This window comes from Novosphingobium sp. IK01 (genome assembly GCF_033242265.1).
In the GTDB taxonomy this organism is placed as follows: Bacteria; Pseudomonadota; Alphaproteobacteria; order Sphingomonadales; family Sphingomonadaceae; genus Novosphingobium; species Novosphingobium pituita.
In genome coordinates this window covers 1029037-1047695 of record NZ_BTFW01000001.1, presented here as the reverse complement: position 1 = coordinate 1047695, position 18659 = coordinate 1029037, and the positions used below count along the sequence as shown (strand labels likewise).

Here is an 18659-nt window from a genome sequence, read left to right as displayed (position 1 = left end):
TAACGCGCGATTGGGGGGCGCGTGCGATTGGTCTCAATCGATGGCAAAATCATGTTTACGCAAACCGCCCGTTGCCCGGCCGTCCCACGACCAACGAGCCTGTACAGGAGAGGCTGCGCGGTGCTCACAGTGCTGATCTTCATCCTGACACTGGCGCTGGCCCTGGCCGGCGCCATCGGTGCGGGCATGGCCTTGCGCCGTGCCCTTGCGCGTGTTTCGCTTTCGGGCGTGCTGGGGGCCGGGGTCATGGCGGCGCGGCGCCGGATACTGGCTGCGCGCGAGCGTGATCTGGCGCTGATGGTGCGGGGGCTGTCCGATTGCGCCTTGGTCATGCTCACGTTTGAGGGGCGGGTGGCAAGCTGGAATGCCGGGGCCCGGCGCATCGAGGGCTATGACGACGAGGAGGCGCTCGGCATGGCGCTGGCGCGGTTCTATCGCCTCGAAGACCGGGCCGAACGCCTGCCCCAGCGCGTGCTGACGATGGCGCGCACCACCGGGCACTATTTCGGCGAGGGCTATCGCCTGCGCCGCGATGGCACGACATATTGGGCCCATGTTGCGGTCGAGCGCATCCTCGACGCCAGAGGCCATGTCATCGGCTTTGCCAGCATCGTGCGCGACATGACCCGCTTCAAGGCCGATCAGGAACGCCTCGCGGCGCAGTACGCCCGGCGTGATGACGCGCTCGAAGGCATGCATCAGGGGCTCGCCCTGTTCGATGACCAGGGCAGGCTCGTGTTCAGCAATGCCCGCCTCGCGCAGATGTGGGGGCTTCCCGCCGATGCCTTCGTGCCGGGCATGGCAATGGCCGAAACCCTTGCCCGGTTTGCGCAAGGGCGCCCGATCGACAGGACTATCGGCGGGACCATCGGCGGGGGACACGATAAGGCGCAGGCTCACGAAGACCGGCTGCGCCATGCGCTCGCCACGCGCGAAGGCGTCCCTTGCGTGCTCGAATGGAGCCCGGATTTCGTGGTCAGCGTGGCCAGTCGCCCGCTGGCGGAAGGCGGCTGGGTTTCCACGTTCGAGGACATCACCCTGCGCCACCGCGCACAGGCGCGCATGGCCTGGCTGGTCGGCCACGATGCGCTCACCGGCTTGCCCAACCGGCGCGATTTCGTCGACTGGTGCGCTGCCCGTCTGGCCTACCCGGAGAGGGGCACGCAGGAAACCGGCACGCGGCTGGCGCTGGTGCGCATCGATCTCGTCCGCTTCCGTCAGGTCCACGAGCGGCGCGGACAGGGGGTGGCCGAAGCCCTGCTCGTGGTGGTGGCCCAGCGGCTGCGTCAGGCCTGTGGACGGGCGGGGCGCGAATGCGTGGCCCGGCTCGACCGCGACCAGTTCGTCGTTGCTGCGCTGATCGATGACGGGGAGGAGGCCCTGGGTGTCCTTCTCGGGCAGCTTCAGGGGTGCTTTGTCGCGCCTTTCGCGCTCGATGGCCAGATGCTGGCCCAGCAGGCCCGCTTCGGTGTCTCGGTGAGCCCGGCCGACGGCACCGATGTCGATACCCTGCTCGGCAATACCGAACTGGCGATCGACCGTGCCAAGGCCAGCTTTGGCGAGGCGGTCTGCCATTTCTGTCCCGACATGGACGAAGTGGCGCGGCGCCAGCGGCGCATCGCGACCGACTTGCGCCATGCGGTCGAGCGCGGCGAACTTCACTTGCTCTATCAGCCCCAGCATGCCCTCGAAGGCGGCACGCTGCTCGGCTACGAGGCGCTCGTGCGCTGGATCCATCCCGAATACGGGCTGATCAGCCCGGTCGATTTCATCCCCATGGCCGAACAGTCGGGCGACATCTTCGCCATTGGCGAATGGGTGCTGAACGAGGCCGCAAGGGCCGCCGCGCAATGGGACGATGACCTCAAGATCGCGGTCAATCTCTCGCCCGTCCAGCTTCAGCAGGAAGGGCTGGTGCAGATGATCACCGGCATCCTGATCGACAGCGGCCTGCCCGCCCGGCGGCTGGAACTGGAAATCACCGAAGGCGCGATCATCGCCGACCGCACCCACGCGCTCCATGTGCTGCGCCAGATCAAGGCGCTGGGCATTTCCATCGCGCTCGACGATTTCGGGACCGGCTATTCCTCGCTCGACACGCTCGGCACTTTTCCGATCGACAAGATCAAGATCGACAAGTCGTTCCTGTTGCGATCAGCCGGCAATGTCCAGGCGGCCACGATCCTGCGTGCGGTCCTCGCGCTCGGGCGCAGCCTCGACATTCCGGTTCTGGCCGAAGGGGTCGAGACCCGCGCCCACCTCGACCTCCTGCGCGACGAAGGCTGCGCCGAAGGGCAGGGCTACCTGTTCGGCCGCCCCGCGCCGCTCGACGACAACGGGCGCCAGATGGCTCAGGCCTGAAAGGGGGCCTGAAAGGGAGGCCAAGGAGGGCCGGGTGTCTCAGGCGGTCAGGATGGCCAGCGTCTTTTCGCTGTAGCGCTCCTGCGCGGGGTCGAAGTCGGCAAAGACGTGGAGCGGCTCGGATGTCAGCACGATGTCGCGAAGCCCCGATAGCCGGTAGGTGCCCAGCTTTTCTTCCGCCGGGGCCACCCCGTCGCGCTCGTAGACCACGGCATCGACATGGGGCGCGCCGTGGCGCTCGAACAGGACATGGGGCGCGAGGGTGACTGCCCCGCGATTGTACACCGCGCGCACGCACAGCTTGTTGGCGATGGCAAAGCTCAGGATGTGCACCGACTGGACCAGATCGGGCGCACCGTCCGCAGGGATGGTTTGATTCTGCTGCATCGCAGCATGATAAGGCACTTCCTGCCCTGTCGGCAAGACGCCCGCTGGCCCCTTGGACGCTTTGTCCGCCCAAGACCGGGCCAAGACCGGGCCAAGACCGGGGCGGTTGACAGCGCGCGCCGGACATGTCCGCCGCGCGCTGTCGAAAAGGACCTGAAATCAGGTCGATGCCTTGGCGATATAGGCGTCGATGCACTGGTCGAGCACGGGCAGCGGCATCGCGCCGGGCAGCAGGCCCGCATCGTGGAACAGGCGGATGTCGAAGCGCGAGCCCAGCGCGGTGCGCGCCTTGTCGCGCAGGCGCAGCCAGTCGAGCTTGCCTAGCATGTAGCTGCACGCCTGGCCCGGCCAGACGCAGTAGCGTTCGACTTCGGTGATCGCCATCGTCTCGGGGTCGCCGATGGTGTCGGTGTAGAACTTCACCGCCTGCTCGCGGCTCCAGCCCTTGGCGTGCATGCCGCTGTCGACGACCAGACGGACACCCCGGAAGATGCTGTCGTGAAGCTGGCCGATATGGCCGAACGGATCGTCCTTGTAGACGCCCATTTCGACCGCCAGTTGCTCGGCATAGAGCGCCCAGCCTTCGCCGTAGCCCGAAAAGAACTGGATCTTGCGCAGCATGGGCAGGCCCGCTTCCTGTGCCAGCGAGAGCTGGAGGTGATGGCCGGGGATGCCCTCGTGATAGGTCAGCGTGGGCAGGGTCCAGCTCGGCACTTCGGCGGTGTCGCGCAAGTTGATGTAGAAGGCGCCCGGCCGCGCGCCGTCGAGCGAGCCGTTCTGGTAATAGCCGCCCGGCGCGCCGGCCTCGACCGCCTTGGGCACGCGGCGAATGTCGAGCTTGGCCTTGGGCAGGGTGTGGAAGTATTCGGGCAGGCGCGCCTGCATCGCCACGACCTGCTGGTTGAGGTCGGCAATGAGCTTGTCCTTGCCTTCGTCGGTGTTGGGATAGCGGAACTTGGGATCGTCGTAGAGCGCGCGCAGGCGCTGGCCGACGGTGCCCTTGGTGTAGCCCTGGGCCTTGAGAATTTCATCGGCCTGCGCGCTTTGCTGCGCGATCAGTTCGAGCCCGATGCGGTGGATTTCCTCAGGGTCCATGTCGCTGGTGGTATAGTTGCGCAGCGAGATCCGGTAGAGTTCCTCGCCCTTGGGCAGGCGGGCGACCCCGGCGGTGTGAACCGCATGGGGCAGCAGGCCTTCGAGCAGGGTGATCTGGCGGTCGAGCGCGGGCAGGACGCGCGCGGTGCAGGCCGCCTGTGCCCGCTCGCCCCAGTTCCCGGCAATGCCCTTGGCCGCCGTGCGGCGCACGAGCGAGGCCACGAGGTTGGACGAAGCCACCGGCGTGTCGCGCAGCGCCTTGAGCTGGATCAGCGCCTTGGCCAGCACGAAGTCGGGCGGGATCACGCCTTGCGCGCTGTCGTGGCGGACGGCCTCGCTGTCCTGGTCGATGGCCGTGGCAAAGGCATCGAGGCGGGCCAGATAGGCCTGGGCGTCGGCGCTCGTCTCGATGGTGTGCTGGCTGTCGAGGAAATCGGGGATCGACTGGTAGCAGCCGGTCAGCTGGCTGACCGCATAGGGCGTGCCCAGGGTGCTGAAAGTGCGGTTCATCTCGTCGGCCACTTCGACCGAGAAGAGGATGCTGGCGTGGTTCCAGCGGTTGTTGCCGGTCAGCCGGGTGGTGTCGATCTTGCGCAGCGCGGCCAGATCGCGGGCGTTGCGGGTCTTGGCCTCGTTCCAGGCGGCCTGCGAGCGATCATCGAGGTGATACTTCGCGTTCGCGCGCTTGCCGGTATCGACGCCGAGCGCCGTGGCCGTTTCGGGCGAATGATCGAGCATTGCGCCCATCATCGTATCGAACAGGGCGGCCAGCCGCGCGTCTTCGGGGCTGCTCGCGCCAGCAGAAGGGGCTGCTGCCGGGGTGGCAGCGCGGGCCATGCCCAGCGAGGAAAGGGCGGCAAGTCCGGCGCTGGCGGTTCCAGCCTTGAGTCCGGTCTTGAGCAAGTGGCGACGATCCATCGGCAAATCCAGTATCGGCATGGCCGCCCGGCGCCCGCTCGGCGCGCTGGCGGCCCTCTTGGGGAAGCAACCGTCCTTGCGTGAAAGGACGGCTTGGCCAAAGGGATAGGCGATGGTTGCGCGTGAAAGCAAATGCGCTGGTCGATGGCATCATGGCGTTGGTCGGAGGGCGCTTGCCGATCACGCCCGCCCCGCACGGGGCCGCCCAGGCCTGAAAATCAGCCCCGTCCCGCGCGTGGCGCATGAGGACGGGGCAAGAGGGGACGGGGCAGGGAGAAGCGTAAAACGAGATCAGAGGTGGGCGCGCAGGCGGGGCGAACCTTCGCGGTGGGCGCGGCGGCGCAGGCCATGGGCCGCCAGACAGGCCACGAAGACCCCCAGGCTGAGCACCACCTGCAAGCGCTGGTCGGGCATCAGGGCCATCATCACCAGCACCGCCATGATCCCCCCGACGGCGGCATAGGACACCGCCGGGAAGGCCCAGACCTTCACGCTCAGGCGTTCGCCGGTCGTCTCGATCCGGCGGCGCAGCGCGATCTGGCTGAGCGAGATCAGCAGGTAGACCGACAGGATCGTCGCGCCCGAGGATTGCAACAGGAACGTGAACACCCCGTCGGGCGAGATGATCGAGGTCAGCACGACGACGAACCCGGCCACACCCGACAGGACGATGCCCAGCGCGGGCACCTGCCGGGCCGAGACGCGCCCGAAAGCGGCGGGCGCATCGCCGCGATGGGCCATTTCGAAGAGCATGCGCGAGGTCACGTAGATCGCCGAATTGAGGCACGAGATGATCGCGGTGAAAATCACCGCGCCGATGATCGCCTGTGCGCCGGGCACCTTGATCAGCGAGAGCGCGGCCACGAACGGCGATTGCCCCGAGACCACCTGGTCCCACGGCAGGATCGCGAGGATCACGCTGATCGAGCCGAGATAGAAGACCATGATGCGCAAGGTCACCGTGCGCGCGGCGCGCACGATGTTGCGGGCCGGATCGGCGGTCTCGACCGCCGCGATGGTGGCCACTTCGGAGCCCATCATCGAGAAGATCACCACCGGGATGGCGGTGAAGACGGTGCCGATCCCGGTCGGGAAGGCGCCGCCATGGGCGCTGAACGTCGCCGCGATCCGGGCCAGGCCGGGGCCAAAGCCGAACAGGTAGCCAAGGCCCAGCGCCATGAACCCGAGGATCGTGAGCACCTTGAGCGAGGCGAACCAGAACTCGAACTCGCCATAGGTCTTGACCGAGAGCAGGTTGACCATGGTCATCGTCCCGATCAGCAGCGCGGCGAGCGCCCACATCGGCAGCGGGATGAACGGCGTGAGCATCTGCGCCCCGGCAATCGCCTCGACCGCGATGGTGATGACCCAGAAATAGTAATAGAGCCAGGCCGTGCTGAAGCCCGCCCAGGGCCCCAGACCCAGCGCGGCATAGCCCGTGAAAGAGCCCACGCCCGGCCGCGCCATCGCCATTTCGCCCAGCATGCGCATGATCACGAAGACCAGCGTGCCGCACAGCGCATACGTGAGCATGACGGCAGGCCCGGCGATGTGGATCGCCGCGCTCGACCCCACGAAGATGCCGGCCCCGATGATCCCGCCGATCGAGATCATGGTGACATGGCGCGGCTTGAGCGAATGGGCCAGCGCGCCGCTATCGGCGGAGGGTGGAGGGGGAGGGGCCATGGGCAGGGAACTCGCTTTCCTGGAGAGGGCTTTGCCGGGCCACGTCACCCGGCGCCGCGGATCGATCAGACAGGCGTGAAGAGGCAGGCGGGCGTGAACCGGCAGGCGGGCGTGAACCGGCAGGCTGGCGTGAACCGGGATGCCGGTAACGATAGAGGGCGGAAGGAAGGCTGTGTCATGCCGGGTCCGTCTTTGCCGAAGTGTGTGCCTGCAAGTTTGATCACAGATCGACCTGCCTCGCAACTGCCTGCACGGGGATGCAAAAAAAGAAAGGGGCCCGAAGCGCTTCTGGCGCGACGGGCCCCTGGAGGACCATTCCGGCCTACTTGCCGAAGTTGATCCGGGCGCTCAGGCCCCAGGTCCGGGGCTTGGCGAAGACGCTGAGCGCATCGCCCCAATAGAGCGAACCATCGAACGCATAGGTGCGATAGGCCCGGTTGAAGATGTTGTTGACGAAGAACGCCAGTTCGAGGTTCTTGCCGGCAGGGATCACACCGATGCGGGCGTTCTCGACGTGGTAGGCGCCTTCGCGCTCGACCGGCGCGCACAGCACCGAGAAGCAGAAGCCCCCCGAGTACATCGCGTCACCCTGGACCGAGACCTGCGCATCGCCCACGTTGAATTCGTAGCGGGCCAGCGCATTGGCCGAGAAGCCGGGCGCCTGGGGCAGGTCGTGGTTCACCACGGTGAGCCCGTCGGGCAGCATCACGCCCTTGACCTTGCTGTCCTGAACCGCGCCCGAGGCCTGGAGCGTCAAGCCGCGGATCGGGTGGGCGGTCACTTCGGCCTCGATGCCCTTGATCGTGGCGGGCAGGTTGCGCACGAGCTGGGTATAGCCGACCTGCACGTAGGCCTGATAGTTCTGGTAGTCGTAATAAAACGCCGCGAGGTTGAACTGGACCTTCGGACCGATCTTGGTCTTCAGGCCGATTTCATAGTCGTTGAGCGTTTCGGGCCGGTAGGCGATGTTGTTGATCGTGTCGGTCAGCGCCTGGCCGGCATAGGGCGTGCCGGTCGAGAAGGTGAACCCGCCCGACTTCGAACCACGGTTGTAGCTGGCATAGAGCAGCGTGTCGGGGCCCGGCTTGTAGTCGAGTTCGGCGCGAACGGTCACGCCGTCGAAGCTGGGACGGGCCGCCGAAGGGGTGGCGGTGATGTCGGCGGCATTGGCAGTGCCAGTGGGATCATAGAAGCCCATTCCGCTCGGGCCATAGTTGATCGACAGGCCCGAGATCGATTCCACGCCGTTGTACCAGCCCAGCTTGCTGTCGTGCCAGTAGCGCGCGCCCACGATCAGCTTCCAGTGATCGTCGAACTTGAATTCGTCCTGCGCGAAGAACGCATAGGACTTGGTGCGCTGGTAGAAGCGGACCGAGGGGTCGTACTGGTCGAAGGGGGTTGCGTACTTGGCGCCATAGCTGCCGGTCAGCAACATGCCGAACCCGCCGAACGTCAGGTAGTTCTTGCCGAACTTGGTGGCCGCGCGCAGTTCCTGGGTGATCTGCTGGGTGCGCGCGCTCTGGGTGAACACGGTGCCCGGTGCATAGCAGGTCAGCGCCGGGGCATTGCTGCACGATCCGGTGGTGTAGGGGGCGAGCGCCTGACCTTCGACATAGGGCAGGCTGGGCGCGCCGTCGTCGGACTCGGTGTAGTACTTGGCCAGGTTCTGGTAGTCGGTGACCGAGGTCACGTCGAAGATGCCCAGCTTGGCTTCGAGGCGCAGCGTGGCGGCGAACAGCTTGCGGTTCACATAGTTTTCGCCCGAGCTGTAGGTGCGCCACGGATTGCCGCCCTGGCTGGCCGCGATGGCCGGGTTGGCATAGCCATTGGCCGACGAGCCGGGCGTGCCGCCGTTGTACGACGTGCCGCCATAGTTGTTCCAGTACTGGCAGACTTCGCTCGCGCCGAGGAATTCCCCCTGCAACTGCGCGTTGGGGCAGGCGGGCATGAACGAGTAGACGCCGGCCTGCCGTTCGTGGTCGGCCTCGCTGTAGCGCACGGTCAGGCGCGCGCGGAAATCGCTGGTGGGATCCCACTGGAGGATGCCGCGCAGGGCCCAGTGGTTGTTGGCGCCCAGATCCTTGGCGCCGGGCATCAGGTTCTTGATGTAGCCGGAATCGCGGTCGTAGATGCCCGACACGCGCGCGGTCAGGGTGTTGGTCAGCCCGCCCGAGATCGCGCCTTCGACGATCGACTGGTTGTAGCTGCCGGTCTGGGCCTGAAGATAGCCGTCCAGATCGTGGGTCGGCTGGTTCGAGATGAACTGTACCGCGCCGCCCGTGGCGTTGCGACCGAACAGCGTGCCCTGCGGCCCGCGCAGCGCCTCGGTGCGTGCAAGGTCGAAGATCGGGAAGCTGGCGGTCGAGATCGAGGCCGCGTAGCTGTCGTCCTGATAGACGGCGACGGGCGGCTCCTGCTGGTCGCCATAGTCGTTCTGCGACACGCCGCGGATGTTGAACACCACCTGGCTGGAGCCATAGGAGTTGAACTTGAGGTTGGGGATCGCGCGAACGATGTCGGTCGCGTTGGTGATCGCCAGCGTCTTGAGGTCCTTGGCCGAAAGCACCGAGACCGCGATGCCCACGTCATTGAGCTTCTGTTCGCGGCGCTGCGCGGTCACGACGATGTCGGTCGTGCCGGTATCGACGGGGGGAGTGGCCTGCGCCGTCGCGGTGGCCTCGGTCTGGGCCGGGGCGGCAGTCTGGGCATGGGCCAGGCCGGGCATGAGCGCCGGAACGGCAATCAACGCGGCGCCGGCCAGCATGGCGGCGTGGCGCTGGCGGAGCATCGGGCGCTGGCGCGCCGTTGCGGCACCTGCGAACGGAAAATCGACGGCCTGATCCAGATCAAGGCCTCCTTGAAGCGGCTTGTGCATTACAGCTTCCCTCTAAGCTGGCCTCACGTTTTCGGAGGCTCTCACCCTGTGCACAAATGGTGCATCAGGATTGGATTTGCGGCAAGAACGCTGTGACTGTCGCTGCGCAGCATGAATAGCTTGCAAAAGAGATTTTCGGAAAATTCAAGTTGCTGAATCTACGTCATAAAAATGACTTTTTTAGGTTCTCTTGTAAATAAAGCCTGCTTACGACTTGCATTAACCTGACTAATATCAGGCAGTTCTGGCGCGCGATGTGGCCTGCGCGTCATGGATTGTCGGGACAATGATCGGGAGTCCCGGGTTATTGCAGGGGCATTGGTGAATGCTGCAATCGTTCAGACCATCATCTTTCTAATCTCTATCATTAGTTTGATGAATGCTGCGGTAGCGTGATTGCTACCGGGCCCGGTGTGGCATAGCGCTAGGGTCACAGGCAGCGACAAGAAGCTGAGGCAAGACATGAAGACGACGGCACGGGTTGTGGTTATTGGTGGCGGCGTGGTGGGCGTCAGCACGCTGTACCACTTGGCCAAGATGGGATGGACCGACGTTGCGCTCATCGAGCGCAAGGAATTGACCTCGGGGTCGACCTGGCATGCTGCCGGTCTGCTGCCGCTGTTCAACTTGTCCTATTCGGTGGGCAAGCTGCACCAGTACTCTGTGGATCTCTATCCCAGTCTGGAAGCGGAAACCGAACTCAACGTCGGTTTCTCGCGGGTTTCGAACATCCGCCTTGCCAACAGCAAGGACCGCATGGACGAATACCGCTATTACGCCGGTGTCGCCAAGACGATCGGCGTCGAGGTGAACTTCCTTTCGCCCGAACAGGTCGAGGAAATCTGGCCGCTGGCGCAGATGGACGGCGTGCTCGGCGCGATCCAGCATCCGACCGACGGCTATATCCAGCCCGCCGACCTGACCCAGGCGCTCGCCAAGGGGGCCCGTCAGCGCGGCGCGACGATCTACCGCAACACGACCGTGACCGGCATCACCCAGAAGCCGAACGGCGAGTGGGTCGTCTCGACCGACCAGGGCGACATCACCTGCGAACACGTCGTCTCGGCGACCGGCAGCTTTGCCCGCCAGACCGGTGCGATGGTCGGCCTCGATGTTCCGGTGATCCCGGTCGAGCACCAGTACATCGTGACTGAACAGCATCCCGCGATCATGGAGCGCAAGGCCAAGGGCCTGCCCGAAATGGGCGTGCTGCGCGAGAGCGACTCCAGCTGGTACATGCGCGAGGAAGCCGGTGGCCTGCTGCTCGGGCCCTACGAAATCGGCGCCCCGGCGTGCTACCTCAAGGGCCCGGCGGCCAACAGCGAATACGAGCTGTTCCCCGACGCCCTCGACCGTCTCGAACCCTATATCCTCTCGGCCATCGAGCGCGTTCCCGCGTTCGCCGAAGTGGGTCTCAAGAAGGTCTACAACGGCGCCATCGCCTATACCCCCGATGGTTCGCCGATCGTCGGCCCGGCGCCGGGTCGCAAGAACTTCTGGCTCAACGAAGGCCACAGCTTCGGCATCACCGCTGCTGGCGGCGCAGGCTGGCAGCTGGCGCACTGGATCGTGGGCGGCGAACCGACCATCGACATGATGGGCGTCGATCCGCGTCGTTTCGGGGACTTTGCCGGTGAAGGCTATCTCGTCGAAAAGAACGAGGAAGCCTATGCCAAGGTGTTCTCGATCCACTACCCGGACGAAGAACGCGAAGCCGCCCGCCCGCTGCGCCAGACCCCGTGCTACGACCGCATGAAGAAGCTGGGTGCGGTGTTCGGCAGCGTGTTCGGCTGGGAACGTCCCAACTGGTTCGCTCCCGAAGGCTACGAACTGACCGAGGACGATCTCGAAAAGCCCGAGACCATCCTCAACCACAACCACCCCGACGTGCCGGGCGAGCCGATCCGTGAACGCTGGTCGTTCCGTCGCTCCAACTATTTCGAGCACGTGGGCGCCGAATGCCGCCATGTGACGCAAAAGGTCGGCATCCAGGACATGAGTGCCTTTGCCAAGTGCATGATTTCGGGCCCCGGCGCGGAAGAATGGCTGGGCAAGCTGCTCTCGAACGCGGTGCCCAAGAAGATCGGCCGCGTTTCGCTCTCCTACCTGCTGACCCCGGCTGGCGGCGTGCGCAGCGAATTCACGGTCTACAAGAAGGGCCCGCAGAGCTACTATCTGGTTTCGGCCGGTGCTCTCGAAGCCCACGACCACGACTACCTGCTCAAGGCCCTGCCGACCGACGGTTCGGTGCGCTTCGAACGCCTGACCACGGCCATGGGCGTTCTCGTTCTGGCAGGTCCGCGTGCTCGTGACGTGCTGGCCAAGGTTACCCGCACCGATCTGTCCAACGAGGCGTTCCCCTGGCTGACCGGCCAGCGCATCTCGGTGGGCGCGGCACCCTGCGACGCCCTGCGCGTCAACTTCATCGGCGAACTGGGCTGGGAATTCCACCACCCGATCGAGATGCAGAACTACATCTTCGACAAGCTGATGGCAGCGGGCGCGGAATTCGACATCAAGCCCTTCGGCATCCGGGCGATGACGTCGATGGCGCTGGAAAAGAGCTACAAGCTCATCCCGCGCGAACTTTCGGTCGAATACAATGCCCTGGAATCCGGGCTCGACCGTTTCATCTCCATGAAGAAGCCGGACTTCGTTGGCCGTGACGGGCTGCTGGCGAAGAAGGAAGCCGGTCTTTCGTGGAACCTCGTTACCCTCGAAGTCCTGGGCGTTACCGATGCCGATGCCCGTGGCTCCGAAGCAATCTATCGTGATGGACAACTTGTTGGCCGCGCCACCTCGGGCGGTTATGGTTGGCGCACCGGCAAGTCGCTGGCGCTCGCGATGATTGCACCCGAACACGCAACCCTGGGCACTGAACTGGAAATTTCCATTCTCGGTTCGATGTTCAAGGCCGTGGTGATCCCAGACTCGCCCTTCGACCCCGAAAACCTTGCATTGCGGAGCTAGTTCCCATGCGTACCTTCGATTCGATTGCCGATCTGCTCAACCAGGATCGTCCCGGTTACACCCTTCCTCAGGGGCTCTACACGAGCGAAGAGGCGTTCAAGTTCGACACCGAGGTCATGCTCAAGTCGGTCTGGCTCTATGCCTGCACCGTGGCCCACGTGAAGAATCCGGGCGACTACTTCGTCTTCGACATGGCCGACAACTCGGTGATCATCCTGCGTGGCAAGGACGGGCAGATCCGCGCGTTCTACAACACCTGCACGCACCGCGGCGCCAAGCTGTGTGACGCGCAGAAGGGATCGATGCCCCGCGTGATGTGCCCTTATCACTTCTGGACCTTCGGGCTCGACGGCAAGCTGATCGCCGCCCGCGGGATGCCCGAAGGCTTCGACAAGGGCGCCAACGGCCTTCGCGAAGTGGCCATCGAGAACCTGGGTGGCCTGCTGTTCATCTGTTTTGCCGACAATCCCCCGCCGATCGACCGCGCCAAGGCCGACATCAGCGAGGCGATTGCCATGTACGACATGAGCAAGCTCAAGGTCGCCGCGCAGGAAGAACTCATCGACCAGGCCAACTGGAAGCTGGTCATGGAAAACAACCGTGAGTGCTACCACTGCGAGAGCAACCACCCCGAACTGCTCAATTCGCTGAGCGGCGAGGGCTTCGGCAAGGGCAACCCCGAGGACGGCGTGGCCGGTTCGCACGAGGCGGTCGATGCCGAGCGCAAGCACTGGCAGGAGATGGGGATCTGGCGCGACCTGATCGAGTTCCCCGACAACTGGTGGCACCGAGTCGCCCGTCTGGGTCTGGCCCATGGCGCGCTCTCGCAGACGATCGACGGACAGCCCGCTTCCAGGAAGCTGATCTGGCCCTTCGACCATGCCGAGCCGACCAGCATTTCGGTCTGGACGCACCCCAATTCGTGGCACCACTTCTGCTGTGATCACGTCATCACCTTCTCGGTGATGCCGCTCTCGGCAGGCCAGACCCTCGTTCGCACTTCGTGGCTGGTTCACGAAGATGCGGTCGAAGGCGAAGACTACACGGTTGAAAACCTTACCAAGGTATGGAAGGCCACCAACCGTCAGGATCGCAAGCTGGCTGAACTCAACCACGCCGGCATCGCCACCGACGGTTATCGTCAGGGGCAGTACGCCCTTGAGGAAAACCTCGTCGATGCCTTCAAGACCTTTTACGTCGAGCGGGGCAAGGCCGCGCTCGAAGCTGCGGGATAAGGCCCTATGATGCGCTTTTCCGGGTTGAATCTGATTGCCCAGGCCTTCAACGGCCACCAGTCGTGGCCGGAGCACTGGCCCGACAAGGCTCCCAAGCCCGCCTACGATGTGATCATCGTGGGCGCCGGTGGCCATGGTCTGGGTGCTGCCTACTATCTGGCCAGCAAGTATGGCGTGCGCAATGTCGCCGTCATCGAGAAGGGCTGGCTGGGCGGCGGCAACACGGGCCGCAACACCACGATCATCCGCTCGAACTACCTCTACGATGAAAGCGCCCACCTCTATGACCACTCGGTCAAGCTGTGGGACGGGTTGAGCCAGGAACTCAACTACAACGTGATGTATTCGAAGCGGGGCGTGCTGATGCTCGCGCACAACGTGCACGACATTCAGAGCTTCAAGCGGCACATCCACGCCAATCGCCTGAACGGCGTGGACAACGAATGGCTCACCCCGGAAGAGTGCCAGGCCTATTGCCCGCCGCTCGACATTTCGCCCAATGCGCGCCACCCCGTTCTGGGTGGCGCCCTCCAGCGTCGCGGCGGCATCGCCCGCCACGACAGCGTCGCCTGGGGCTTTGCCCGCAAGGCGACGGCGCTGGGCGTCGACATCATCCAGAACTGCGCCGTCACCGGCATTCGCCGGGGCCCTGACGGCGCCGTTCTGGGGGTGGAGACCGAACGCGGCTTCATCGGCGCCAAGAAGATCGGCGTTTCGGCCGCCGGCAACACCTCGGTCGTCATGAACATGGCCGATCTCCAGTTCCCGCTCGAAAGCTATCCGCTTCAGGCGCTGGTGTCCGAGCCGGTCAAGCCGATCGTGCCTTGCGTGGTCATGTCGAACACCGTCCACGCCTATGTCAGCCAGTCCGACAAGGGCGAACTGGTGATCGGCGCGGGCACCGACCAGTACACCTCCTATTCGCAGCGCGGCGCGCTCCACATCATCGAGCACACGCTGGCCGCTATCTGCGAAATCTTCCCGATCTTCACGCGCATGCGCATGCTGCGCAGCTGGGGCGGGATCGTCGACGTCACCCCTGATCGCTCGCCGATCCTGGGCAAGACGCCGGTTCCGGGGCTCTATGTGAACTGCGGCTGGGGCACCGGCGGGTTCAAGGCAACGCCGGGCGCGGCCGATCTTCTGGCCTATACCATCGCCCACGATGCCCCCCATGCGATCAACGCGCCTTTCACGCTCGACCGGTTCCGCCGCGGGCTGATGATCGACGAGGCCGCCGCCGCGGCCGTGGCGCACTGATCCCATCGTCCCCACGCGCATTCCAGGAAGCAAACGGCCATGTTGCTGATCCACTGCCCTTATTGCGAGGAAGACCGCCCCGAGGTGGAATTCGTCTATGGCGGCGAAGCGCATATCGCGCGCCCGCTTGATCCCTCGGGCCTCACCGACGAGGAATGGGAGCAATACCTCTACATCCGTCGCAATCCGCGCGGTCGCCATCACGAGCGCTGGCGCCACACCCACGGGTGCGGGCGCTTCTTCAACGCCGTGCGCGACACCGTGAGCGACATCTTCGAACAAACCTACAAGGCGGGAGAACCGCGTCGATGACCGGCTATCGTCTGAAATCGGGGGGCCGGGTCAACCGCGCCGCCCCGCTCGACTTCACCTTCGACGGGCGCCTCTATCGCGGCTTTGCCGGTGACAGCCTGGCTTCCGCGCTGGTCGCGGGCGGCGTCACCGTGTTCGGGCGCTCGTTCAAGTATCACCGTCCGCGCGGCCTGCTGGCCACGGGCGTGGAAGAACCCAACGCGCTCGTCACCGTTGATCGCGGCCCGGCGCGCAAGACGCCGAACCTGCGCGCGCCTTGCGTGCCGCTCTACGAAGGCCTTGCCGCCAACAGCCAGAACCGCTTCCCCTGTCTCAAGTTCGACATGGGCGCGATGAACGACCGCCTTGGCGCGTTCTTCCCGGCGGGCTTCTACAACAAGACCTTCATGTGGCCGCGTTCGGCCTGGGAAAAGGTCTATGAACCGGCGATCCGCCGCATGGCGGGCCTGGGCGAAAGCCCGGTCGAGCGTGACCCCGACCACTACGACGCGACCTATGCGCACTGCGAAGTGCTGGTCGTGGGCGGCGGTCTGGCCGGTCTCGATGCCGCGCTCGAAGCGGCTGCTGCCGGTGGCCGCGTCATCCTGATCGACGAGCAGGTCGAACTGGGCGGCGGCGCTCTGGCCGACACCACGCTGTGGGGCGAAGTGGCCGACAAGGTCAGGCAGCTCCAGGGCCTGCCCAACGTGCAGGTGCTCACCTCGACCACCGCGTTCGGCTACTATCACCAGAACTTCGTCGGCGCGGTCCAGCAGTTGACCGACCACGTTTCGCCTGCCGCTGCCAAGGGCGCGCGCGAGCGTCTGTGGCGCATCCGTGCGGGCGAGGTGATCCTCGCGCAGGGGGCCATCGAACGCCCGCTGGTGTTCGACGGCAACGACGTTCCCGGTGTCATGCTGTCGAGCGCGGGCCGCGCGCTGGCCGTGCGCTATGGCGTGGCGGTGGGCCGCTCGGTGGCGATCATGGCCGTCCACGACAGCGGCTGGCGCGACGCGCTGGCGCTCCATGCGGCGGGCGTGACCATCACCGCGCTGATCGATCTGCGCGACACGGTCGACGAAGACCTTCTGGCTGCCGTCCGCAAGGCGGGCATCGCGGTCTATCTCGGCCATGCGGTGACCGGCGTTTCGGGCCGTCTGGCGGTCAAGGGCGTGACCTTTGCCGCGCGCGGCACGGGCCAGGAACTGCACCTTGCGGCTGACGCGCTGCTGATGGCCGGTGGCTGGACGCCCACGGTTCACCTGTGGAGCCATGCCAAGGGCTCGCTGCGCTGGGACGCGGACTGGGGCGCCTATCTGCCCGACGTCGCCATCGAGAAGTGCCGCGTGGTCGGCGCTGGTGCGGGGGCGTGGTCGATGGGGCAGGGCCTTTCGCTGGGCGTGCTGCCGAGCGGTCGCCCGATCCACAAGATCAAGGCTTTCGTCGACTACCAGAACGACGTGAAGGCGCGCGATATCGATCTGGCCGTGCGCGAAGGCATGCGCTCGATCGAGCACATCAAGCGCTACACCACCAACGGCATGGCGACCGATCAGGGCAAGACCAGCAATCTCAACGGGTTGCAGATCGCCTCGGGCAGCCTGTCGAAGCCGGTGACCGACATCGGCCTGACCACCTTCCGTCCGCCCTACACGCCCCAGACCTTTGGCGCGCTGATGGGCCACCACAAGGAAAGCCTGTTCCAGCCGATCCGCAAGACGAGCATCGACGGCTGGGCCGAGGAACAGGGCGCGGTCTATGAAAACGTCGCCCAGTGGCGCCGTGCGCGCTATTTCCCCAAGCCGGGCGAGGACATGGACGCGGCTGTGGCGCGCGAATGTCTGGCCGTGCGCAACGCGGTCGGCATCTTCGACGCTTCGACGCTGGGCAAGATCGAGGTCGTCGGCCCCGATGCCGCCGAATTTCTCAACCGCATGTACACCAACCCGTGGAAGGCGCTCCAGCCGGGCCGCTGCCGCTATGGCCTGCTGCTGCGCGAGGATGGCTTCATCACCGACGACGGCGTTTCGGCCCGTCTGGCGCCCGACCGCTTCCACCTGACCACCACCACCGGCGGCGCCGCGCGCGTTCTGGCGATGATGGAAGACTATCTCCAGACCGAGTGGAGCGATCTCGACGTCTGGCTGACCAGCACGAGCGAACAGTGGGCGGTGATCGCGCTTCAAGGCCCCAAGGCCCGCGACGTGATCGCGCCGCTGGTCGAGGGCATCGACCTCTCGCGCGAAGCCTTCCCGCACATGAGCATCCGCGAAGGGACTATCTGCGGGGTTCCCACGCGCCTCTTCCGCGTCAGCTTCACCGGCGAACTGGGCTACGAAATCAACGTGCCCTCGCAATATGGCCGTCAGGTCTGGGAAGCGATCTACGCGGCGGGCAAGGCCCACGGGATCACCCCTTATGGCACCGAGACGATGCACGTCCTGCGCGCCGAAAAGGGCTATATCATCGTGGGTCAGGACACCGACGGCACGCTCACCCCGGATGATGCCGGGCTGGGTTGGGCCGTGGGCGCCAAGAAGCCCGACTTCGTGGGCAAGCGCTCGCTCGCGCGTCCCGCGATGCAGGGTCCGGGCCGCAAGCAGCTCGTCGGTCTCCTGACCGAAGATCCGCAGGAAGTGCTGGAGGAAGGCGCACAGATCGTCGCCGATCCCGCCCAGCCGATCCCGATGACCATGCTGGGCCATGTGACCTCCTCGTATCACAGCGCCACGCTGGGTCGCTCGATCGCCATGGCGGCCATCGTCGACGGGCGTTCGCGCGATGGCGAACTGATCCACATCCCCATGGAAGGCCGCACGATCCGCGCCCGGATCACGGCCAGCACCGTTTTCCTCGATCCCGAAGGGAGCCGCCTCGATGTCTGATCCGATCGTGATCGTCCCCATGGCCGTGGCGCCCATCGACCTCGTCGTCGAGGAGCAGGCCGTCACTGCGGCGGGTGCCACGCTCACCGCGCTGCCCCCGGCCAGCCGCTGGTCGCTGCGTGCCCGCACCCCTGAAAAGCTGGCCGAAGTCCTCGGCCAGCCGGTGCCCGCCCGCATCGGCGAAGCGCAAGGCGGCATCGCCTGCATCGGCCCGGACGAATGGTTCGCCGACCTTCCGGCCGGCACCAGCCTGCCTTTGGGCGCGGGCGAGCCGGTCAGCGTGGTCGACGTGTCCTCGCGCGGGGTCGCCTTCGAGGTCGAAGGCGAAAAGGCCGCCTGGGTGATCAGCGCGGGCTGCGCGCTCGACATCGCCAATTTCGCCGTCGGACGGGTTACCCGCACGATGTTCGAAACGGCCGAGATCATCTTGTGGCGCACGGGCGAAACGAGCTTCCGCGTCTTTGCATGGCGCTCGTTCGGCCCCTGGCTGTGGAACGCGCTCAAGGCGGTGGAAGCCTGATCATCGGGCCCGCACCGGGCCTGATCGAAACCGAAAAAAGGGGCGTGGCCGGACGGGCTCACGCCCCTTTTTGCGTGCCCGCAAGGGAAGGGGGAACCGGCAGGAATTTGCAGGATAAGGGCAGGTTAACGCCGCCCGGGGGGCCATGCTGCGCCTTTATCCGGGGGGTAGGCCTT

The 18659-nt window shown here is 65.5% G+C and carries 11 protein-coding genes; 7 read left to right on the top strand and 4 right to left on the bottom strand.

Annotated elements, in window-relative coordinates:
* The first annotated feature begins 120 nt into the window (after positions 1–120).
* Positions 121–2361 (top strand): putative bifunctional diguanylate cyclase/phosphodiesterase, encoded by a 2241-nt coding sequence (locus tag SBI20_RS04990; protein ID WP_317974013.1) that lies wholly within the window; start codon positions 121–123, stop codon positions 2359–2361.
* A 39-nt stretch (positions 2362–2400) separates the two neighbouring features.
* On the opposite strand, the gene SBI20_RS04985 is transcribed toward SBI20_RS04990, so the two are convergent.
* From SBI20_RS04985 to SBI20_RS04970, 4 genes are all read right to left on the bottom strand, one after another.
* Entirely contained in the window at positions 2401–2748 is a 348-nt protein-coding gene (locus tag SBI20_RS04985; protein ID WP_317974012.1) for a hypothetical protein, read from the bottom strand.
* Between the two features lie 159 nt (positions 2749–2907).
* On the bottom strand, positions 2908–4761 hold the full coding sequence (locus tag SBI20_RS04980; protein ID WP_317974011.1) for a DUF885 domain-containing protein: 1854 nt from the start codon (positions 4759–4761) through the stop codon (positions 2908–2910).
* A 291-nt stretch (positions 4762–5052) separates the two neighbouring features.
* Entirely contained in the window at positions 5053–6447 is a 1395-nt protein-coding gene (locus SBI20_RS04975) for an amino acid permease (RefSeq protein ID WP_317974010.1), read from the bottom strand.
* A 322-nt stretch (positions 6448–6769) separates the two neighbouring features.
* Positions 6770–9322, bottom strand: coding sequence for a TonB-dependent receptor (locus SBI20_RS04970; protein WP_317974009.1), 2553 nt, complete (start codon positions 9320–9322; stop codon positions 6770–6772).
* 462 nt (positions 9323–9784) lie between these two features.
* Between SBI20_RS04970 and SBI20_RS04965 the strand changes: the two genes are divergently transcribed.
* Genes SBI20_RS04965 through SBI20_RS04940 form a run of 6 tightly spaced genes read left to right on the top strand, consistent with a single transcriptional unit; the run spans position 9785 to position 18483 of the window.
* The gene (locus SBI20_RS04965; protein ID WP_317974008.1) at positions 9785–12292 is read left to right on the top strand and encodes a GcvT family protein; all 2508 of its coding nucleotides are present in this window, start codon (positions 9785–9787) and stop codon (positions 12290–12292) included.
* A 5-nt stretch (positions 12293–12297) separates the two neighbouring features.
* Positions 12298–13527: an aromatic ring-hydroxylating oxygenase subunit alpha gene (locus SBI20_RS04960; RefSeq protein WP_317974007.1), complete on the top strand. Its 1230-nt coding sequence runs from the start codon at positions 12298–12300 to the stop codon at positions 13525–13527.
* Between the two features lie 6 nt (positions 13528–13533).
* Positions 13534–14787 (top strand): sarcosine oxidase subunit beta family protein, encoded by a 1254-nt coding sequence (locus SBI20_RS04955; protein WP_317974006.1) that lies wholly within the window; start codon positions 13534–13536, stop codon positions 14785–14787.
* Positions 14788–14826: 39 nt separating this feature from the next.
* Positions 14827–15099 (top strand): sarcosine oxidase subunit delta, encoded by a 273-nt coding sequence (locus SBI20_RS04950; protein WP_317974005.1) that lies wholly within the window; start codon positions 14827–14829, stop codon positions 15097–15099.
* Entirely contained in the window at positions 15096–17963 is a 2868-nt protein-coding gene (locus SBI20_RS04945) for a 2Fe-2S iron-sulfur cluster-binding protein (RefSeq protein WP_317974004.1), read from the top strand. Before SBI20_RS04950 ends, SBI20_RS04945 begins: the two co-directional genes overlap by 4 nt.
* The gene (locus tag SBI20_RS04940) at positions 17956–18483 is read left to right on the top strand and encodes a sarcosine oxidase subunit gamma (RefSeq protein ID WP_317974003.1); all 528 of its coding nucleotides are present in this window, start codon (positions 17956–17958) and stop codon (positions 18481–18483) included. Before SBI20_RS04945 ends, SBI20_RS04940 begins: the two co-directional genes overlap by 8 nt.
* Positions 18484–18659 lie beyond the last annotated feature (176 nt).

Coding starts and splice junctions, on each gene's coding strand:
- SBI20_RS04940 (WP_317974003.1), top strand. CDS start 17,956: ATGTCTGATCCGATCGTGATCGTCCCCATGGCCGTGGCGCCCATCGAC.
- SBI20_RS04985 (WP_317974012.1), bottom strand. CDS start 2,748: ATGCAGCAGAATCAAACCATCCCTGCGGACGGTGCGCCCGATCTGGTC.
- SBI20_RS04975 (WP_317974010.1), bottom strand. CDS start 6,447: ATGGCCCCTCCCCCTCCACCCTCCGCCGATAGCGGCGCGCTGGCCCAT.
- SBI20_RS04980 (WP_317974011.1), bottom strand. CDS start 4,761: ATGGATCGTCGCCACTTGCTCAAGACCGGACTCAAGGCTGGAACCGCC.
- SBI20_RS04965 (WP_317974008.1), top strand. CDS start 9,785: ATGAAGACGACGGCACGGGTTGTGGTTATTGGTGGCGGCGTGGTGGGC.
- SBI20_RS04950 (WP_317974005.1), top strand. CDS start 14,827: ATGTTGCTGATCCACTGCCCTTATTGCGAGGAAGACCGCCCCGAGGTG.
- SBI20_RS04955 (WP_317974006.1), top strand. CDS start 13,534: ATGATGCGCTTTTCCGGGTTGAATCTGATTGCCCAGGCCTTCAACGGC.
- SBI20_RS04960 (WP_317974007.1), top strand. CDS start 12,298: ATGCGTACCTTCGATTCGATTGCCGATCTGCTCAACCAGGATCGTCCC.
- SBI20_RS04945 (WP_317974004.1), top strand. CDS start 15,096: ATGACCGGCTATCGTCTGAAATCGGGGGGCCGGGTCAACCGCGCCGCC.
- SBI20_RS04970 (WP_317974009.1), bottom strand. CDS start 9,322: ATGCACAAGCCGCTTCAAGGAGGCCTTGATCTGGATCAGGCCGTCGAT.